16 protein-coding genes are annotated in these 17,135 nt (G+C 63.5%); 8 read left to right on the top strand and 8 right to left on the bottom strand.

Going from position 1 to position 17,135, the window contains the following annotated elements; all coding sequences use genetic code 11:
• The first annotated feature begins 55 nt into the window (after nucleotides 1-55).
• The 4 genes from kdgD to E8E68_RS18665 all read left to right on the top strand — a co-directional run bounded on the left by kdgD (nucleotide 56) and on the right by E8E68_RS18665 (nucleotide 5,704).
• Nucleotides 56-967, top strand: coding sequence for a 5-dehydro-4-deoxyglucarate dehydratase (kdgD, locus tag E8E68_RS18680; RefSeq protein ID WP_110744150.1), 912 nt, complete (start codon nucleotides 56-58; stop codon nucleotides 965-967).
• Nucleotides 968-1,069: 102 nt separating this feature from the next.
• Entirely contained in the window at nucleotides 1,070-2,434 is a 1,365-nt protein-coding gene (locus tag E8E68_RS18675; protein ID WP_266030152.1) for an MFS transporter, read from the top strand.
• 79 nt (nucleotides 2,435-2,513) lie between these two features.
• Nucleotides 2,514-4,067 (top strand): galactarate dehydratase, encoded by a 1,554-nt coding sequence (gene garD, locus E8E68_RS18670; protein WP_266030150.1) that lies wholly within the window; start codon nucleotides 2,514-2,516, stop codon nucleotides 4,065-4,067.
• A gap of 56 nt (nucleotides 4,068-4,123) precedes the next feature.
• Complete coding sequence (locus tag E8E68_RS18665; RefSeq protein ID WP_280343638.1) at nucleotides 4,124-5,704, top strand: aldehyde dehydrogenase (NADP(+)); 1,581 nt, start codon at nucleotides 4,124-4,126, stop codon at nucleotides 5,702-5,704.
• Between the two features lie 67 nt (nucleotides 5,705-5,771).
• On the opposite strand, the gene E8E68_RS18660 is transcribed toward E8E68_RS18665, so the two are convergent.
• Nucleotides 5,772-6,521, bottom strand: a complete 750-nt coding sequence (locus tag E8E68_RS18660; RefSeq protein WP_110744154.1) for a FadR/GntR family transcriptional regulator — start codon at nucleotides 6,519-6,521, stop codon at nucleotides 5,772-5,774.
• Nucleotides 6,522-6,719: 198 nt separating this feature from the next.
• Between E8E68_RS18660 and E8E68_RS18655 the strand changes: the two genes are divergently transcribed.
• Together E8E68_RS18655 and E8E68_RS18650 are read left to right on the top strand one after the other, a co-directional pair.
• Nucleotides 6,720-7,370, top strand: coding sequence for a DUF998 domain-containing protein (locus tag E8E68_RS18655; protein ID WP_266030148.1), 651 nt, complete (start codon nucleotides 6,720-6,722; stop codon nucleotides 7,368-7,370).
• A 74-nt stretch (nucleotides 7,371-7,444) separates the two neighbouring features.
• The gene (locus E8E68_RS18650; protein WP_266030147.1) at nucleotides 7,445-7,774 is read left to right on the top strand and encodes a hypothetical protein; all 330 of its coding nucleotides are present in this window, start codon (nucleotides 7,445-7,447) and stop codon (nucleotides 7,772-7,774) included.
• 89 nt (nucleotides 7,775-7,863) lie between these two features.
• Here the strand turns inward: E8E68_RS18650 and E8E68_RS18645 are convergent, their stop codons facing one another.
• A complete protein-coding gene (locus tag E8E68_RS18645; protein WP_280343634.1) occupies nucleotides 7,864-9,078 on the bottom strand; it encodes a YeeE/YedE family protein in 1,215 nt (404 codons plus the stop codon).
• Between the two features lie 141 nt (nucleotides 9,079-9,219).
• On the opposite strand from E8E68_RS18645, the gene E8E68_RS18640 reads away from it, so the two are divergent.
• Entirely contained in the window at nucleotides 9,220-10,128 is a 909-nt protein-coding gene (locus tag E8E68_RS18640) for a LysR family transcriptional regulator (RefSeq protein ID WP_280343631.1), read from the top strand.
• Here the strand turns inward: E8E68_RS18640 and E8E68_RS18635 are convergent, their stop codons facing one another.
• The 4 genes from E8E68_RS18635 to E8E68_RS18620 all read right to left on the bottom strand — a co-directional run bounded on the left by E8E68_RS18635 (nucleotide 10,129) and on the right by E8E68_RS18620 (nucleotide 13,190).
• Complete coding sequence (locus E8E68_RS18635; RefSeq protein ID WP_280343628.1) at nucleotides 10,129-10,647, bottom strand: DMT family transporter; 519 nt, start codon at nucleotides 10,645-10,647, stop codon at nucleotides 10,129-10,131.
• A 146-nt stretch (nucleotides 10,648-10,793) separates the two neighbouring features.
• Entirely contained in the window at nucleotides 10,794-11,375 is a 582-nt protein-coding gene (locus E8E68_RS18630; protein WP_266030141.1) for a hypothetical protein, read from the bottom strand.
• 97 nt (nucleotides 11,376-11,472) lie between these two features.
• Nucleotides 11,473-12,765, bottom strand: coding sequence for a sorbosone dehydrogenase family protein (locus E8E68_RS18625; protein WP_280343626.1), 1,293 nt, complete (start codon nucleotides 12,763-12,765; stop codon nucleotides 11,473-11,475).
• On the bottom strand, nucleotides 12,762-13,190 hold the full coding sequence (locus E8E68_RS18620) for a DUF2231 domain-containing protein (protein WP_110744162.1): 429 nt from the start codon (nucleotides 13,188-13,190) through the stop codon (nucleotides 12,762-12,764). The genes E8E68_RS18625 and E8E68_RS18620 overlap by 4 nt, the downstream gene beginning before the upstream one ends.
• A 249-nt stretch (nucleotides 13,191-13,439) precedes the next feature.
• Here E8E68_RS18620 and E8E68_RS18615 point away from each other — a divergent pair, with 249 nt between their 5' ends.
• The gene (locus E8E68_RS18615; protein ID WP_280343623.1) at nucleotides 13,440-13,730 is read left to right on the top strand and encodes a hypothetical protein; all 291 of its coding nucleotides are present in this window, start codon (nucleotides 13,440-13,442) and stop codon (nucleotides 13,728-13,730) included.
• A gap of 15 nt (nucleotides 13,731-13,745) precedes the next feature.
• Here E8E68_RS18615 and E8E68_RS18610 read toward each other — a convergent pair whose 3' ends face one another.
• Both E8E68_RS18610 and E8E68_RS18605 read right to left on the bottom strand, forming a co-directional pair.
• The gene (locus E8E68_RS18610) at nucleotides 13,746-14,558 is read right to left on the bottom strand and encodes a methyltransferase domain-containing protein (protein ID WP_266030137.1); all 813 of its coding nucleotides are present in this window, start codon (nucleotides 14,556-14,558) and stop codon (nucleotides 13,746-13,748) included.
• 284 nt (nucleotides 14,559-14,842) lie between these two features.
• On the bottom strand, nucleotides 14,843-17,029 hold the full coding sequence (locus E8E68_RS18605; RefSeq protein ID WP_280343619.1) for an OsmC domain/YcaO domain-containing protein: 2,187 nt from the start codon (nucleotides 17,027-17,029) through the stop codon (nucleotides 14,843-14,845).
• Between the last annotated feature and the right edge of the window lie 106 nt (nucleotides 17,030-17,135).

Genomic DNA, 17,135 nt, shown 5'->3' with positions numbered 1-17,135 from the left:
TTACCTCCAACGCAAAACAACACCTTCACCCAAGCGCCACAGGATGCCAACAACAATGAACCCTCAAGAACTCAAATCCATCCTTTCCCACGGCCTGCTGTCTTTCCCGGTCACCGACTTCACAGCCCAGGGCGACTTCAACCAGGCCGGTTACATCAAGCGCCTGGAATGGCTTGCCCCGTACGGCGCCAGCGCCCTGTTCGCCGCCGGTGGTACCGGTGAGTTCTTCTCCCTGGCGGCCAGCGAATACAGCCAGGTGATCAAGACTGCCGTCGACACCTGCGCCACCTCGGTACCGATCCTTGCCGGTGTCGGTGGTTCCACCCGCCAAGCCATCGAATATGCGCAGGAAGCCGAGCGCCTGGGCGCCAAGGGCCTGCTGCTGCTGCCGCACTACCTGACCGAAGCCAGCCAGGACGGCGTCGCCGCCCACGTTGAAGCCGTGTGCAAATCGGTGAAGATCGGCGTGGTGGTCTACAACCGCAACGTCTGCCGCCTGAACGCCGACCTGCTGGAAAAACTGGCCGAGCGTTGCCCCAACCTTATCGGCTACAAGGACGGCCTGGGTGATATCGAGTTGATGGTGTCGATCCGTCGCCGCATGGGCGATCGCTTCAGCTACCTGGGTGGCCTGCCGACCGCCGAAGTGTATGCTGCCGCGTACAAGGCGCTGGGCGTACCGGTCTATTCCTCGGCGGTGTTCAACTTCGTGCCGAAGACTGCCATGGACTTCTACAACGCCATCGCCCGCGACGACCACGCCACCGTGGCCAAGCTGATCGACGATTTCTTCCTGCCGTACCTGGACATCCGTAACCGCAAGGCCGGCTACGCCGTGAGCATCGTCAAGGCCGGCGCCAAAATTGCCGGTTACGACGCCGGCCCGGTACGTACCCCGCTGACCGACCTCACCGCCGAAGAGTACGAAATGCTCGCCGCGCTGATGGACAAGATGGGCCCGCAGTAAGCCGCCTGCGGCCTGCCAGATGCCGCGCCCGGAGTGGGCTAGCCCCACTCCGGTTACAATTCGTGAGCCCGCACAAAAATAACTAGTGGGAGTATTACCAGCATGCAAGCGACTAAGAAGACGCATGTGCGCTACCTGATCCTGTTCATGCTGTTCCTGGTGACCACGATCAACTATGCCGACCGCGCTACCATTGCAATCGCAGGCTCCAGCCTGCAAAAAGACCTCGGCATTGACGCCGTAACCCTCGGTTATATCTTCTCCGCCTTCGGATGGGCTTACGTGGCTGGCCAGATTCCTGGTGGCTGGCTGCTCGACCGCTTCGGTTCCAAGAACGTCTACGCCTTCAGCATCTTCACCTGGTCGCTGTTCACCCTGTTGCAGGGTTTTGTCGGCGGCCTGCCAGTGGCCTGGGCGGTGGTGACCCTGTTCACCCTGCGCTTCCTCGTCGGTTTCGCCGAAGCCCCGTCGTTCCCGGGCAACGCCCGTATCGTCGCGGCCTGGTTCCCAACCCAGGAACGTGGCACTGCCTCGGCCATCTTCAACTCGGCGCAGTACTTTGCCACCGCCCTGTTCGCACCGATCATGGGCTGGATCGTGTTCAGCTTCGGCTGGGAGCACGTGTTCGTGGTGATGGGGGCACTGGGCATCATCTTCTCGATGGTATGGCTGAAGACCATCTACAACCCGCGCCAACATCCACGCATCAGCCAGGATGAGCTCGAACATATCGAGCAGAATGGCGGGCTGGTCGACATGGACCAGAAGCGCGGCAACGATGGCCCGAAATGGGGCTACATCAAGCAACTGCTGACCAGCCGCATGCTGCTGGGCGTGTACCTGGGCCAGTACTGCATCAACGCCATCACCTACTTCTTCCTTACCTGGTTCCCGGTGTACCTGGTGCAGGAGCGGGGCATGACCATCCTCAAAGCTGGCTTCATTGCCTCGCTGCCGGCGGTATGCGGCTTTATCGGCGGCGTGCTGGGTGGGGTGATCTCGGACTGGCTGCTGCGCCGTGGCAACTCGCTGACCTTCTCGCGCAAGCTGCCGATCGTCTGTGGCCTGCTGTTGTCGACCACCATGGTGTTCTGCAACTACGTCGACGCCGAGTGGATGGTGGTCGGCTTCATGACCCTGGCCTTCTTTGGCAAAGGCATCGGCGCGCTGGGCTGGGCGGTAGTGGCAGACACCTCGCCGAAGCAGATCGCCGGTTTGTCGGGCGGCCTGTTCAACACCTTCGGCAATATCGCCTCGATCACGACGCCGATCGTCATCGGCTACATCATCAGCGCTACCGGCTCGTTCAAATGGGCCCTGGTGTATGTAGGCGCCAACGCCCTGGTGGCCGTGTTCAGCTACCTAGTGATTGTCGGCCCGATCAAGCGTATCGAGTTGCGCGACGATGCCCCGAAGCCACAGGCTGAGCCTGCTGCCAACGGCGAACTGGCCAGCTCGCGTCACTGAGTGAACACGCCCGCGCCGGCTGGTCCGGTGCGGGCGGATGTACAAAAAAGCCTGAGAACCTGACAAGTAGGGCCCAAACATGCAGTTGATCGAACATTCCGACTCGCCCCGCTACGTCCGCCTGCACGACGACGATAACGTTGTGGTTGTGGTCAACGACGGCGGCCTGGGCGAAGGCGCCCGCTTCGCCGACGGCTTGACCCTGGTCGAAGGCGTGCCACAAAGCCACAAGGTTGCCACCGTGGCCATCGCCAAGGGCGAGCCCGTGCGCCGCTACGGGCAAATCATCGGTTATGCGCTGGAAGACCTGCGCCAGGGCAGCTGGGTGCAAGAAAGCCAGCTGGCCATGCCCGCTGCCCCGGAGCTGGACAGCCTGCCGCGCTGCGATGCCGTGCCACCGCCACTGCCGCCGCTGGAAGGCTTTACCTTCGAAGGCTACCGCAACGCCGACGGCACTGTCGGCACGCGCAATATCCTTGGCATCACCACCACCGTGCAATGCGTAACCGGCGTGTTGGAGCACGCGGTCCAGCGCATCCGCAGCGAACTGCTGCCCAAATACCCCAACGTCGATGACGTGGTGGCCATCACCCACAGCTACGGCTGCGGCGTGGCAATCAACGCCCGCGACGCCTATATCCCGATCCGCACCGTGCGCAATCTGGCGCGCAACCCCAACCTGGGCGGCGAAGCACTGGTCATCAGCCTGGGCTGCGAAAAACTGCAGGCCGGGCAGGTCATGCACGACAACGACCCTTCGGTGGACCTCAGCGACCCGTGGCTGTACCGCCTGCAGGACGCCAGCCTGGGCTTCGTGGAAATGATCGAGCAGATCATGGCACTGGCCGAAACCCGGCTGAAGAAGCTCGACCAGCGCCGCCGCGTCAGCGTGCCGGCCAGCGAACTGATCCTCGGCATGCAGTGTGGCGGCAGCGACGCATTCTCGGGCATCACCGCCAACCCGGCGCTGGGCTATGCCGCCGACCTGTTGGTCCGTGCCGGCGCCACCGTACTGTTCTCGGAAGTGACCGAGGTGCGCGACGCCATCTACATGCTGACTTCGCGCGCCGAGAACCAGGACGTCGCCGACGCGCTGGTACGCGAGATGGACTGGTACGACCGTTACCTGCAGCAAGGCGCCGCTGACCGCAGCGCCAACACCACCCCGGGCAACAAGAAAGGCGGCCTGTCGAATATTGTCGAAAAATCACTGGGCTCGATCGTCAAGTCTGGCAGCGGTGCCATTCAGGGCGTACTCGGCCCGGGCGAGCGCGTCAACCGCAAGGGCCTGATCTTCTGCGCCACCCCTGCCAGCGATTTTGTCTGTGGCACCCTGCAACTGGCTGCCGGCATGAACCTGCACGTCTTCACCACTGGCCGCGGCACCCCCTATGGGCTGGCCATGGCACCGGTCGTCAAGGTGTGTACCCGCAGCGAGCTGGCCCAGCGCTGGCCCGACCTGATCGACATCGACGCCGGGCGCATCGCCAGTGGCCGCTCGTCCATCGAGGAACTGGGTTGGGAGCTGTTCCACTACTACCTGGACGTGGCCAGCGGTCGCAAGCAGACCTGGGCCGAACAGCACCGCCTGCACAACGACATTACGCTGTTCAACCCGGCGCCGATCACCTGATGAGTCAGGATGCCTGAATAGCCCTTTTCCTTAAGCGACTTCTACAGGAGCACCCCATGCCTGAAATCCTCGGCCACAACTTTATCGCCGGCCAGCGCAGCGCCGCTGGCGCCCAGCGCCTGCAAAGCCTGGACGCAAGCACTGGCGAAGCCCTGCCTTACAGCTTCGCCCAGGCCACCGAACATGAAGTGGACCAGGCCGCCAAGGCCGCTGCCGCCGCCTTCGCCGAATTCCGTCAACTGGCCCCGGTCCGTCGCGCCGAATTCCTCGACGCCATCGCCGCTGAACTCGACGAACTGGACGACGCCTTCGTCGCCATCGTCTGCCGCGAAACCGCCCTGCCTGCCGCCCGTATCCAGGGCGAGCGCGGTCGCACCAGCGGCCAGATGCGCCTGTTCGCCCAGGTGTTGCGCCGTGGCGACTACCTCGGTGCACGCATCGACCTCGCCCTGCCCGAGCGCCAGCCGCTGCCACGCGTAGACCTGCGCCAGATGCGCATTGGCGTCGGCCCGGTCGCGGTGTTCGGTGCCAGCAACTTCCCCCTGGCCTTCTCCACCGCAGGCGGCGATACGGCCGCAGCACTGGCCGCCGGTTGCCCTGTGGTGTTCAAGGCCCACAGCGGCCACATGGCCACCGCCGACCTGGTCGGCTGCGCCATCGTGCGTGCCGCGCAGCGTACCGGCATGCCCAAGGGTGTGTTCAATATGGTGTTCGGTGGCGGTGTGGGCGAGTGGCTGGTCAAACACCCGGCCATCCAGGCCGTTGGCTTCACCGGCTCGCTGAAGGGCGGCGATGCCCTGTGTCGCATGGCCGCCGAGCGCCCACAGCCGATTCCGGTGTTCGCCGAAATGTCCAGCATCAACCCGGTGATCATCCTGCCGGGCGCCCTGGCCAAGCGTGGCGAAGCCATTGCCAAGGAGTTGGCCGGCTCCGTGTGCATGGGGGCCGGGCAGTTCTGCACCAACCCGGGCCTGGTGATCGGCCTGCAATCGCCACAGTACAGCCAGCTGCTGGCCGACCTGGGCCAGCACTTGGGCCAGCAGGCCGGGCAAACCATGCTCAACGCCGGTGGCCTGCGCAGCTACGTCGCTGGCCTGGCGCACCTGCACGCCCATGCCGGTATCGACCACTTGGCCGGCCAGGCACAAGAAGGCAGCCAGGCCCGTGCCCAGCTGTTCAAGGCCGATGCCCGTTTGCTGGTCGAGTCTGATCCGCTGCTGCAGGAAGAAGTCTTCGGCCCCACTACAGTGGCCGTGGAAGCACAGGACAACGACCAGTTGCGCGCCTCCCTGCTCGGCCTGCGTGGCCAACTGACCGCTACCCTGATCGGCGAGCCAGAGGACCTTGAGACCTTTGCCTGGCTGGTGCCGCTGCTGGAAGAAAAAGTCGGGCGGATCCTGATCAATGGTTACCCGACCGGTGTCGAGGTGTGCGATGCCATGGTCCACGGTGGCCCCTACCCGGCCACCTCCGACGCGCGTGGCACCTCGGTCGGCACCCTGGCCATCGACCGCTTCCTGCGCCCAGTGTGCTACCAGAACTACCCTCAGGCGCTACTGCCTGAGGCACTGCGCGACGGCAACCCGCTGGGGCTGCGGCGGTTGGTGAATGGGCAGTGGACTGACGAAGCGATCTGAATTCACCCCACTTGAAAACAGAAAAGCCCCGTATCAACGGGGCTTTTTCATGTGCCTGTACCGGGCTTCAGGCGCCTTGCGCCTCTGCCTCCTCATGCGCCTGGCGCAAGCGCTCGCGGCTGTTGCTCAAGTGCATGCGCATGGCCATCTTCGCCCCTTCGCTGTCACGTCTGGCAATGGCTTCGTAGATGGCTTCATGCTCATGCCTCAAGCGGCTCATGTAATGCGCCTGGTCATCATGCGCCAACCGCGCCGAATTCAGCCGGGTGCGCGGGATGATGCTGGTACCCAGGTGGTTGATGATGTCGGCGAAATAATGGTTGCCGCTGGCTTGGGCGATGCGCAGGTGGAACTGGAAGTCCGCCGACACTGCATCGGTGGCGTGCGCTGCCCCTTCGTTCAACTCGTCCAGCGCCGCACGCATGCCGGCCAGCTCTTCATCGCTGCGCCGTTGTGCCGCCAGGCCAGCCGATTCGATTTCCAGGGCTATGCGCAATTCCAGCACCGCGAGCACTTCACGCAGGGTGACCACAGTCGCCGGGTCGATGCGAAAGCCCCCGGTAGCCGGGGCATCCAGCACGAATGTGCCGATGCCATGACGCGTCTCGACCTGCCCGGCGGCCTGCAGCCGCGAGATCGCCTCGCGCACCACTGTGCGGCTGACGCCCTCTTCGGCCATGATCTGCGACTCGGTCGGCAGCTTGTCGCCGCGCTTGAGCTGGCCGCTGCGAATGCGCTCGGTCAGCACCGTGACCAGTTCCTGGGCCAGACTGCGCGGCTTGCGCCGGGTCCTTGCCTGTACCTGCTGCTCTGTCATTGCCCTGTATTTCACCTTGAAAGACAGCGCTCATCATAGCGCAAGCGGTTGTACGATCACATACACCCGGTGCGGTATTTATCACCCAGTTTTCCCGCGGGGTACCCCGAAAAAAGCGGCGGAAATACTGGCCTGGAGCCTGCGCAAGCCTGTACCGTGCAGGTTCACGCTCACCTATCCATGGAAGGAAACCGCAGCATGAAAACCCTCGACCGTCTGTTGCTCGGCAGCGGCTTGCTGATTCCCCTCTGGCTGCTGGCGGGGGTATGGCTCACCGCCCAGGCCTACCCGGGCTACGACCACCTGCAACAGGCGATGAGCCAGCTCGGCGCTGTAGGTTCGCCAACTCACGACTGGTCCCCACGGGTCAACAACTTCCCCCTCGCGGCGTTGTTCATCCTGTTTGCCTGGGGCCTGGCGCGACGCTGGCAGGGTTCCAAGCTGGCGTTGCTCAGCGCAGGCCTGGTGTTGCTGCATGGCCTTGGCAGCCTGGGCGCAGGCTGGTTTTCTTGCGACCAAGGTTGCGCCCCGGCCCAGCCGTCCACCTCACAGCAACTGCACAACCTGTCAGGCTTGCTGATGTTCCTCTCGCTGACACTGGCTAGCGCCCTGTGGGCCTGGCTGGGCAACCGTATCGCCGGCAGCCGGCCACTGGCGCTGTTTTCCCTCGCCTGCGTGATCCTGGCCATCGTCACCGTCGCGCTCATGGGCCAGGCGGCCCAAAGCGGGCAGCTGTTCGGCCTGTACCAGCGCCTTAACTATGGGGTAGCGGTACTGTGGGTCGCCGGCCTGGCCTGGGCCAGCCTGCGCAGGCCAGCGGTCAGCCCGCTGCGCATGGCCGCGATCTGAGGGCAAATTGCTGGCCCCCAGCCTGTCAAAGCGAAGGCAAACTTCGTTCTCCTTCAGATGCTTAGGACAGCAACATGCGAGTACTTCTAGCAACGATGGCCGGCTGCCTGCTGGCCACGCTCGCCTTCGGCGCCCAGGCACGGGCGCTAAGCCAGAATGATCGCCACACGTGCAGCTGGGGCGCACAGATAGCGGGTGAAGCCCAACAGGCCAAACTAGCCGGGGTAACCTTGTATGCCACGCGCAAGAAGCTTCAGGTGCGTAAATTCCCCAAGCCTTGGATGCGCATGACAGCATTCGGCATTACCGAGCAAACCTACAACAGCCGTTCAAGGCTGAAACCTGCGGCGATAAAGCAGACGTATTACGAGCAGTGTGTGCAGCATGCTGTAGCAAAACGATAACGTATTATTTTCATAGTGTTACGAATGAAAGTTAACGCTCTGCAACAGCACCGCTTGCAGCAGTTTCACAGCCATGCTGCGATACCGTCTCAGCAGCCGTTCAGCACCGCCGGGCGGCGTTCACCGGCAAAGAACAGCGGGCGCAAGCGCACGCCGATCAGGTTGCCCGTGTACGCCGCCACCAGCCACAGCCAGCCGTGCACGCTGCCCGAGGCAATGCCGCTGAAGTACGCACCGATGTTGCAGCCATAGGCCAGGCGCGAGCCGTAGCCCAGCAACAGGCCGCCAATCACCGCAGCCACCAGCGACGGCAGCGGGATTTTCAGGCTGGGTGCAAAGCGCCCGGCCAGCCCCGCCGCCAGCAGCGCCCCCAGCACGATGCCAAGGTCCATGACGGTGGTGATGTCTTGCCACAGTGGCGAAGCCAATGCCTTGGCATTGGCCGGCGCCTGCCAGAACACCCAGCTACCGACATCCACACCCAGGCCGCTGAGGGTTTTGGCACCCCACAAGGCGAAGGCCGAGGTAATACCCCACGGCCGCCCTGCCAGCGCCAGCGTTGCGTAATTGAGCAAGGCCAGGGCGACCGCGCCCCACAGCAGCGGCCATGGGCCCCGCAGGAAGCGGCGCAGGCCTTGGTGCTCGCTGGCGCCCGGCGCTTCAAGCCCGCCATGGCGGCGCTTTTCCAGCACCACCGTGGCCCAGGCGATCAACCCGAACACTGCCAGGCTCACCAGCAGCGCCGGCGCTACGCCCCAGGCTTGCACGATCGAGGTGGCCGGGAACGACGGCAAGGCGAACCACCAGTCGGCATGGTGGGTGGCCGTGACCGACCCGATGATGAAGAACAACAGGGTCACCAGCATGCGCGCATTACCGCCGCCCACGGTGAACAGTGTTCCCGATGCGCAACCGCCTCCCAGTTGCATGCCGATGCCGAAAATGAACGCACCGAACACTACCGAAACACCTGCCGGGGCCACCAGACCGGTGACCGGATTGCCGAACAGGCTGCCCGCCGACAGCGCCGGGAAGAACAGCAGCACAGCCAGGGCCAGCATGACCATTTGCGCACGCAGGCCCGCCCCCCGGCGTTCGTTGATGAACACCCGCCAGGCCGAGGTGAAGCCAAAGGCGGCGTGGTACAGCGTCAGGCCCAGCGCGGCGCCGACCAGCAGCAGCAAGACCTGCTTGAAGCCGGCATTGAGGTTGAGGAACCAGGCACCGGCCAGCAGCAGGCCCAAGGCGATCAGAGGGGCGCCAAGGCGACGCGGTTCGGGTGTGGCAGTTGCGGAAAGACCCATCGGATTACTCGGATAACAATGAAACGGATGGGGAGTATACCCCCAACAGCTGACGCGGTCCTTGTAGGGGGGGGCCTCGAGAGGTCAAGGTATTTGTTAAGCTAATCGGCAGTGCCAAAACTGACCAAGAGCATTCACCCCATGGATGAACTGCGCAAGATCGACCTCAACCTGCTACTCGCCCTGCACGCCCTGCTCAGCGAAAAGCACGTGACCCGTGCCGCCCTGCGTCTGCACCGCAGTCAGCCGGCGGTCAGCCACGCCCTGGCACAGCTGCGCAAGCACTTCGACGACCCCTTGCTGGTCCGCCAAGGTGGCAGCATGACCCTGACCGCCCGGGCCCAGGCGCTGGCGCAGCCGCTGCAGGACGCACTGGGCAATCTGAACGGCCTGCTGGCCACGCCGCAGTTCGAGCCGGCCAGCGCCCGGCGTCGGTTCCGGCTGTCGCTGTCCGACTACTCTTCGCGCATCGTCCTGCCACCGCTGATGCGTCACCTGCGCCAAGTCGCCCCTGGGATAGACCTGGCGATCAGCCAGGCCAGCCGTGAAACCATGCTGGCCCAGTTGCTCGACGGCGAACTGGACCTGGCCCTGGGGCTGTTCCCCGACCTGCCCCACGACATTACTGCCCAGCCGTTGTTCGCCGACAGCTTCGTCAGCGTGGCCGATCGCCAGGTGCTGCCCGCCAGCGGCGTCCTGGCCCTGGAGGACTGGCTGGCACGCCCACATGTATTGATGGCCATGCGCCCTGATGCTTTCGATGAGATAGAACGTGCGCTGGCTGCCCAAGGTTTGCAGCGCCGTATAGCCCTGGCCCTGCCACACTGGAGCGCAGCCCTGGAGGTGCTGGCCGGTACCGACCTGATCCTGACCGTGGCCAGCCGCGCTGTAGGCTCGTTGCGCCAGCACAAGACGTTGCGTCAGTTCACCCCGCCGCTGGTCATCCCCGCGTTCGATTACCAGCAAGCCTGGCACAGCCGCAAGGACCGCGACCCCGGGCACCGCTGGTTGCGCGAGACCGTGTGGGCCTGTAGCCAGCCAGGGCGCTGATCACCCTTCAGGGTGTTTCACGGCAGCTGTGCTGCTGGTTGCAGGCCCAGCGCCCCAGTTGCCCTGTACCAACAGCATGCCGCACAGGATCAGCACAACGCCCGCCAGCCTGGCCAGGCTGAGCGGCTTGCCGCCCAGCCCCATTACCCCGAAGTGGTCGGCGAGCACTGCCGTGATGATCTGCCCCGCCACTACCAGCACCAGAAACCCGGCTGCACCCAACTTATGGGTAAGCGCCGCCGCGGCGGCTACGTACATCGCCCCCAGCACACCACCGATCCATAGCCACCAGGGCCCCTGCAGCGCCTTGCCCATGTCCGGCGCCGGCACCCTCAGGACCAGTAACGCGGCAATCACCACCAGAGAACTCACCGTCAACGATGCGAACGCCCCCCATAACCAGTGGCCCAGCGCCCGGCCCACGGCAGCGTTGGCCGCAGCCTGAAATGGCAACACGGCACCGGCAAGCAGCGCCATGGCCACCGGTAGAACCAGTACAAGCATTGTCTTACTGAACATGGCTAACGGCTTCCCACCTGTCGATGCCGCTCATGATCGCCAATCAGCTTTGCTGATGGAAATCAAAACCCTGCACCCAGAGCATTCGCAACATGCATGATTGAGCAGCTTCACAGGTGGCCAGCTGCTCGCTTGCCCTTCAACCCTCAGCGCGAGGTTTCGATGCGCAGCACTTCGGTATAGATCGCGTCCACTGTCTGGCCTACCTTGAGATTCTTCATGCGCGCCTGCAGGTCAGGGTTCTCGACCTTGACTACCTGCAGCTTGCCTTCCGGGGGCAGCAGGCTTACCTCATGCTTGTCGAGGTCGATCTTCTTGATCTGCGAGGTCACCCTGACCTGGCGGAATGCCTCGCCGCCAGGGTTGGGGTTTGCCGCTGTAGCACGAATGGTTCCGGACTCTTCAGTTGCCTTGGGTGCCCCGCCCACCTCGGTGTTCAGCACGTACGCAACCGCGCGCGTCACATAGATGTCGACTTGGTCACCCACCTTGAGGTTGGGCAGCGCCTTGGCCTTCTCGGTCAGCTGGAACGTTACATCCTGCTTGTCATCCGGGCCCTTCACCGTGACCTGGCGGTTGGCCAGGTCAATGGCGGTGACTTGGGTGGTGACATGGCTTTCCAGCGCCTCGCTACCGATGGGGACATCGGCAGCCTGCACTGCGAAGCTGGCAACAGAGGCCAGGGTGGCAAGGGCTACAGCACGAGCAAGAGTGCGAATCGGGTTCATAGGCCTGCTTCCGTGTAATCAAGTCCAAGGGCGCGTGAAACGTTCACGCGCCAACAAGCATAGCCATCCCCGGCAAGGTTGCCGGGGATGGCCTGGCTCAGCGGTTACGCGTGACTCGCCACAGGGTGTTGGCCAAATCATCGGCAATGATCAACGCCCCACGCGGGTCCACCGTCACCCCCACCGGCCGGCCACGGGTCTTACCGTCCTCACCGCGAAAGCCTGTCGCAAAATCGATCGGGTCACCCGCCGGCTTGCCATTGCTGAATGGCACGAACACCACCTTGTAGCCCACCGGGTTGGGCCGGTTCCAGCTGCCGTGCTCACCCACGAACACACCGTCGGCGAAGCGCTCGCCCATGGCCGGGATCGAGAAGTCGACACCCAATGCCGCCACATGCGAACCCAGGCTATAGTCCGGCTTGATCGCTGCCGCTACCTTGTCCGGATTCTGCGGCCGCACCCGCTCGTCCACATGCTGCCCCCAGTAGCTATAGGGCCAACCATAGAAACCACCTTCGCGTACCGAAGTCAGGTAATCAGGCACCAGGTCGGGGCCCAATTCATCCCGCTCGTTGACCACCGTCCACAACTGCCCGGTCTGCGGCTGGATGGTCAATGCCGTCGGGTTGCGCAGGCCAGTGGCGTAAGGGCGGTGCGCGCCGGTTTCGGCATCCACCTGCCAGACCATGGCGCGGTCGATCTCCACTTCCAGGCCACGCTCGGTGATGTTGCTGTTCGAGCCGATACCCACGTACAGATAGCGACCACCCGGGCTGACTGTCAGCGCCTTGGTCCAGTGGTGGTTGATCTCGGCCGGCAGGTCGGTGACCTTGGTTGGCGGGCCGTCGGCCTGGGTCTGGCCTGCCTGGTAATCAAAGCGTACCAGCGCGTCCTGGTTGGCGACATACAGCTTGCCATTGGCGTAAGCCAAGCCGTACGGTGCGTTGAGGTTCTGCGCGAATACCGTCTGCATCTCGTAGCTGCCATCACCATCGGCATCGCGCAGCAGCGTCAGGCGGTTACCGCCCTTGACCTGGGTATTGCCCTTGGCCTTGATCTGGCTGGCGATCACATCTTTGGGCTTGAGCTTGGCCGCGCTACCGCCCCGGCCTTCGGCCACCAGGATGTCGCCATTGGGCAACACCAGGCTCTGCCGCGGGATTTTCAGGTCGGTGGCGATGGCCGTTACGCTGAAGCCCTCAGGCACGGTCGGTTTCTGTTCACCCCAGGAAACCGGCTGGGCAATCTTCATGCTCGGCAGCAAGCCGCGTTGCGGCTCCGGTAACTTCGGGTCGGGGCCATGTGCCTGGGTCGGCTCGCCGTCGCCACCACAGGCAGTCAGCAAGACCGCCACGCCCAATAGGCCAAGTGCGTGAACAGGCTTCATGCCACACCTCCCGAACGCAGGTTGCTCAAACCGGTCCACGCGGCCACCACCGCGAGCACGGTCACGATCACCGACAACACCAGCCCGGCAGGCATCACCGCCCAGGCGTCCTTGGCATGTTCAAACGCATTGATCAGCCCAAGCACCCAGGTCACCAGCAGCAGCACGAAGTACAGCGTAGGGCGCCCGCCCTTGGGCTGGGCACGGATCAGGTTGGCCAGCGCGAACAACAGTGCCAGCCCACAGAACACCAGGCCACCGGCAATCAGCCAGGCGGCGAAGTTACTCCACTGGATCTGGTAGCTGTTGTAGTAGGCGACATCGCTCAGCAGCGCGCCCAGGAACAACGGCACACTGCCTGCCAACAGCAGGGCGTGCAGCGGGCTGGGCGTACAGCGGTAGAGGGTTTGGTCAGATACGGTCACGGTGCCTCCCTTTCATTCAGTGACCCAGGGCTGATGGGCTTGTGCCATCAGGCGAGCGCAACGTGCGCTTAGCAAGGGAGCACCTTGACGACGCGATAGTTCACCGCTTCGCTCAAATGGAATAGGGTGGAGGGGCGGGTTCACCCGTAAAGGTCGCAACACGGAGCATGGCACCGCCGTTGCCATTGACCGCGAGTGAACACACGCCGGCAGATGACAGCGGCCCTGCTGACACCGAGGAGACAACGCATGAGCAGCAAACCGATAGGCCCATGCACACCCTGGGTGCTGACCACCCTGCTCGCCCTCAGCCTGGCGCTCACGGCTGGATGCTCCAGCAAAGCCCGCTATGCCACACCTGCGGTGGGCTCCAACTGCTTCGCCAAAGCCGTGCCCACGACCGGTGAAGGGGGGCTGGCCTGGGGCAATACACTGAGCATTGCCCGGCAGAAATCTATGAACAATTGCATACGCTATGCCAGCCGCTCGGGGGGCGCGCCGAGGACTTGCCAGGTGGTGATGGCCAAGTGCAAGAACTGAACAGCCGGCCAACTGCTACCTCCGGGTGAGCACCACCTCAAGGTATTCACTCGGTACTACCAACGACGAAGGGCCGGCGATGTTGCGTTCATCCAGCAACTGGGTCAGGTCCCTCTCCAACTCCCTGGCCGCCTCCTGCTCCAGCGAAGCGAACGCCTTGTGCACCGGCCCATACCAGGTGCGGAACACCTCGATGAAATGCGCTGGCGAGCGGTAACGGAAGTTGAACTGCTGACGGCTGACCTGCACGTCACCCAACGCCCCTTCGAACAGCACCCGCAACTGCTCCTCATCGCCCCAGCGTGACGGCGGTAGCGCGCCGGCTGGCGGCGGCACGTGCCGCCCGAGGACCTTGAACATCTGCCCGACGAAGCCTTGTGGGGTCCAGTTGGCCAAGCCTATGCGCCCACCAGGCCGACATACTCGCGCCAACTCACGGGCGGCCTGCGCCTGGTCTGGGGCGAACATCACCCCGAAGGTGGAAAGCACTGCATCGAAGGCCCCATCGGCAAACGGAAGCGCTTCGGCATCGGCAACCTGGAACAGTACATTCAGGTGTTCGGCCCGGGCCCGCTCCTCACCACGCTTGAGCAATTCGGGCACATAGTCGGTGGAGGTAACGCGGCAACCGCGACGGGCAGCGGCCAGGGTGGCATTGCCATTACCGGCGGCAACATCCAGCACCTGCTCGTCCCAGCGCAGGTCACAGGCTTCGGCCAAGCGTTCGCCGACCAGTTGCAGAGTGGTGCCGATAACCGCGTAATCGCCGCTGGCCCAGGCGGTTTGCTGGCGGGCTTTGAGGGCATTGGTATCCAAAGGGGTGCTCATGGTCTGCGCCTTCTAGTCGTGCGCGGCCGAGGTCCTTCTGGCGGTGTACGCGCCGTGGATCGAGGAGTGGGGGCAAAAACAGTACGCGCTTGGCAGGCGAAGCAGCAAGACCAAATGGGGATAAAGGCAAGATTGAAGCGATCTATGAAGGCGGCTGCCTGTATCGCCGGCAGGCCAGCGCCCGCAGAATTGCAACAGGGCTGAGGCCTGCGCGACACCTGTGGGTGCTGGCTTGCTGGGGATGAGGCCGGTAACACCGGCCCCTACCGAGCGAACAGCGGTCGTCAGGCGAGCTTGGCCCGGGCGGCATGCAGTTTCTTGTAACTCTCGATCAGGCGCAGGTGGCGATCGAGGCCTTCGAGTTTCATGCTGGTCGGGGTCAGGCCATGGAAACGCACGCTGCCATCCACCGAGCCCAACACCGCGTCCATGCGCGCATTGCCGAACATGCGGCGGAAGTTGGCTTCGTAATCTTCCAGCGCCAGTTCGTCATCCAGCTGCACTTCCAGCACCACGTTCAACGCCTGGTAGAACAGGCCGCGCTCGACGGTGTTGTCGTTGAACTGCAGGAACGCTTCGACCAGTTCCTTGGCATCTTCAAAGCGCTGGACTGCCAGGCAGATCAGCAGCTTCAGTTCAAGAATGGTCAACTGGCCCCATACCGTGTTCTCGTCGAACTCCACGCCAATCAACGTGGTGATGGTGGTGTAATCGTCCACATCGCAGTTGTCCAGGCGCTTGAGCAACAGTTTCAGCGAGCGGTTGTCGAGGCTGTGCAGGTTGAGGATGTCGGCGCGGAACGACAAGGCGCGGTTGGTGTTGTCCCAGATCAGGTCCTCGACCGGGTAGATTTCCGAGTAGCCCGGTACCAGGATGCGGCAAGCGGTGGCGCCAAGGTTGTCATACACCGCCATGTACACTTCCTTGCCCAGGTCTTCGAGGATGCCGAACAGGGTCGCGGCCTCCTGCTGATTGGAATCCTCACCGTGCCCGGAGAAGTCCCACTCGACGAATTCGAAATCCGCCTTGGCGCTGAAGAAGCGCCACGACACCACGCCGCTCGAGTCGATAAAGTGCTCGACGAAGTTGTTCGGCTCGGTCAGTGCGTGGCTTTCGAACGTGGGTTGCGGCAGGTCGTTCAGGCCTTCGAAGCTGCGGCCCTGCAGCAGTTCGGTGAGGCTGCGCTCCAAGGCCACTTCCAGGCTCGGGTGGGCACCGAACGAGGCGAACACGCCGCCGGTGCGCGGGTTCATCAGGGTCACGCACATCACCGGGAACTCACCACCCAGCGAGGCGTCCTTGACCAGCACCGGGAAACCCTGTTCTTCCAGGCCCTGAATGCCGGCGACGATCGCCGGGTACTTGGCCAGGACTTCGTGTGGCACATCCGGCAGGCACAGCTCACCTTCGAGGATTTCGCGTTTCACCGCACGCTCGAAAATTTCCGACAGGCACTGCACCTGTGCCTCTGCCAGGGTGTTGCCGGCGCTCATGCCGTTGCTCAGGAACAGGTTCTCGATCAGGTTGGACGGGAAGTACACCACCTGCTGGTCGGACTGGCGCACGAACGGCAGCGAGCAAATACCGCGCGCGGTGTTGCCCGAGTTGGTGTCGTACAGGTGCGAGCCACGCAGCTCGCCGTCCGGGTTGTAGATCTCCAGGCAGTGCTCGTCGAGGATCTCGGCCGGCAGCGCGTCGCGCGGGCCCGGTTTGAACCACTGCTCGTTCGGGTAATGCACGAACGGCGCATTGGCCAGGTCCTCGCCCCAGAACTGGTCGTTATAGAAGAAGTTGCAGTTGAGGCGCTCGATGAACTCGCCCAGCGCCGAGGCCAGCGCGGCTTCCTTGGTGGCGCCCTTGCCGTTGGTGAAGCACATCGGCGACTGCGCGTCACGCACGTGCAGCGACCACACGTTAGGCACAATGTTGCGCCACGAGGCGATCTCGATCTTCATCCCCAGCCCGGCGAGGATGCCCGACATGTTGGCGATGGTCTGCTCCAGCGGCAGGTCCTTGCCGGGGATGTAGGTGCTGGTGTCCGACACCGGCATCAGCAGGCCCCGGGCATCGGCGTCGAGGTTGTCGACCACTTCGATGACGAACTCGGGGCCGGTCTGCACCACTTTCTTGACAGTACAGCGGTCGATGGAACGCAGGATGCCCTGGCGGTCTTTATCGGAAATGTCCTCGGGCAACTCGACCTGGATCTTGAAGATCTGGTTGTAGCGGTTTTCCGGGTCGACGATGTTGTTCTGCGAGAGGCGGATGTTTTCCGTAGGGATATCGCGGGTCTGGCAGTACAGCTTGACGAAGTAAGCCGCGCACAAGGCCGAAGACGCCAGGAAATAGTCGAATGGGCCTGGGGCCGAACCATCGCCTTTGTAGCGGATGGGTTGGTCGGCGATCACCGTGAAGTCGTCGAATTTGGCTTCGAGACGGAGATTGTCGAGAAAGTTGACCTTGATTTCCATGCGGGATTACCGTGATTTAAGCGTGCAAAACGAAATTGCCGGCATTATCCGGGTTTTCACAGCGGAAGTCCTGTTTGACTGCCACGCTTGCGCATTCCACCGGATT

The sequence above is a fragment of the Pseudomonas sp. BN607 genome, assembly GCF_029871175.1.
Classification (GTDB): domain Bacteria; phylum Pseudomonadota; class Gammaproteobacteria; order Pseudomonadales; family Pseudomonadaceae; genus Aquipseudomonas.
Note: the sequence above shows the minus strand (reverse complement) of the source record. Positions and strands in the feature narration are given on the sequence as shown.

Bases quoted from the DNA above. Each gene is read 5' to 3' on its own strand.
- E8E68_RS18630 (WP_266030141.1), bottom strand. From the start codon at position 11,375: ATGAACCCGATTCGCACTCTTGCTCGTGCTGTAGCCCTTGCCACCCTG.
- E8E68_RS18665 (WP_280343638.1), top strand. From the start codon at position 4,124: ATGCCTGAAATCCTCGGCCACAACTTTATCGCCGGCCAGCGCAGCGCC.
- E8E68_RS18615 (WP_280343623.1), top strand. From the start codon at position 13,440: ATGAGCAGCAAACCGATAGGCCCATGCACACCCTGGGTGCTGACCACC.
- garD (WP_266030150.1), top strand. From the start codon at position 2,514: ATGCAGTTGATCGAACATTCCGACTCGCCCCGCTACGTCCGCCTGCAC.
- E8E68_RS18660 (WP_110744154.1), bottom strand. From the start codon at position 6,521: ATGACAGAGCAGCAGGTACAGGCAAGGACCCGGCGCAAGCCGCGCAGT.
- E8E68_RS18650 (WP_266030147.1), top strand. From the start codon at position 7,445: ATGCGAGTACTTCTAGCAACGATGGCCGGCTGCCTGCTGGCCACGCTC.
- E8E68_RS18610 (WP_266030137.1), bottom strand. From the start codon at position 14,558: ATGAGCACCCCTTTGGATACCAATGCCCTCAAAGCCCGCCAGCAAACC.
- E8E68_RS18655 (WP_266030148.1), top strand. From the start codon at position 6,720: ATGAAAACCCTCGACCGTCTGTTGCTCGGCAGCGGCTTGCTGATTCCC.
- E8E68_RS18635 (WP_280343628.1), bottom strand. From the start codon at position 10,647: ATGTTCAGTAAGACAATGCTTGTACTGGTTCTACCGGTGGCCATGGCG.
- E8E68_RS18640 (WP_280343631.1), top strand. From the start codon at position 9,220: ATGGATGAACTGCGCAAGATCGACCTCAACCTGCTACTCGCCCTGCAC.
- E8E68_RS18605 (WP_280343619.1), bottom strand. From the start codon at position 17,029: ATGGAAATCAAGGTCAACTTTCTCGACAATCTCCGTCTCGAAGCCAAA.
- kdgD (WP_110744150.1), top strand. From the start codon at position 56: ATGAACCCTCAAGAACTCAAATCCATCCTTTCCCACGGCCTGCTGTCT.
- E8E68_RS18675 (WP_266030152.1), top strand. From the start codon at position 1,070: ATGCAAGCGACTAAGAAGACGCATGTGCGCTACCTGATCCTGTTCATG.
- E8E68_RS18625 (WP_280343626.1), bottom strand. From the start codon at position 12,765: ATGAAGCCTGTTCACGCACTTGGCCTATTGGGCGTGGCGGTCTTGCTG.
- E8E68_RS18645 (WP_280343634.1), bottom strand. From the start codon at position 9,078: ATGGGTCTTTCCGCAACTGCCACACCCGAACCGCGTCGCCTTGGCGCC.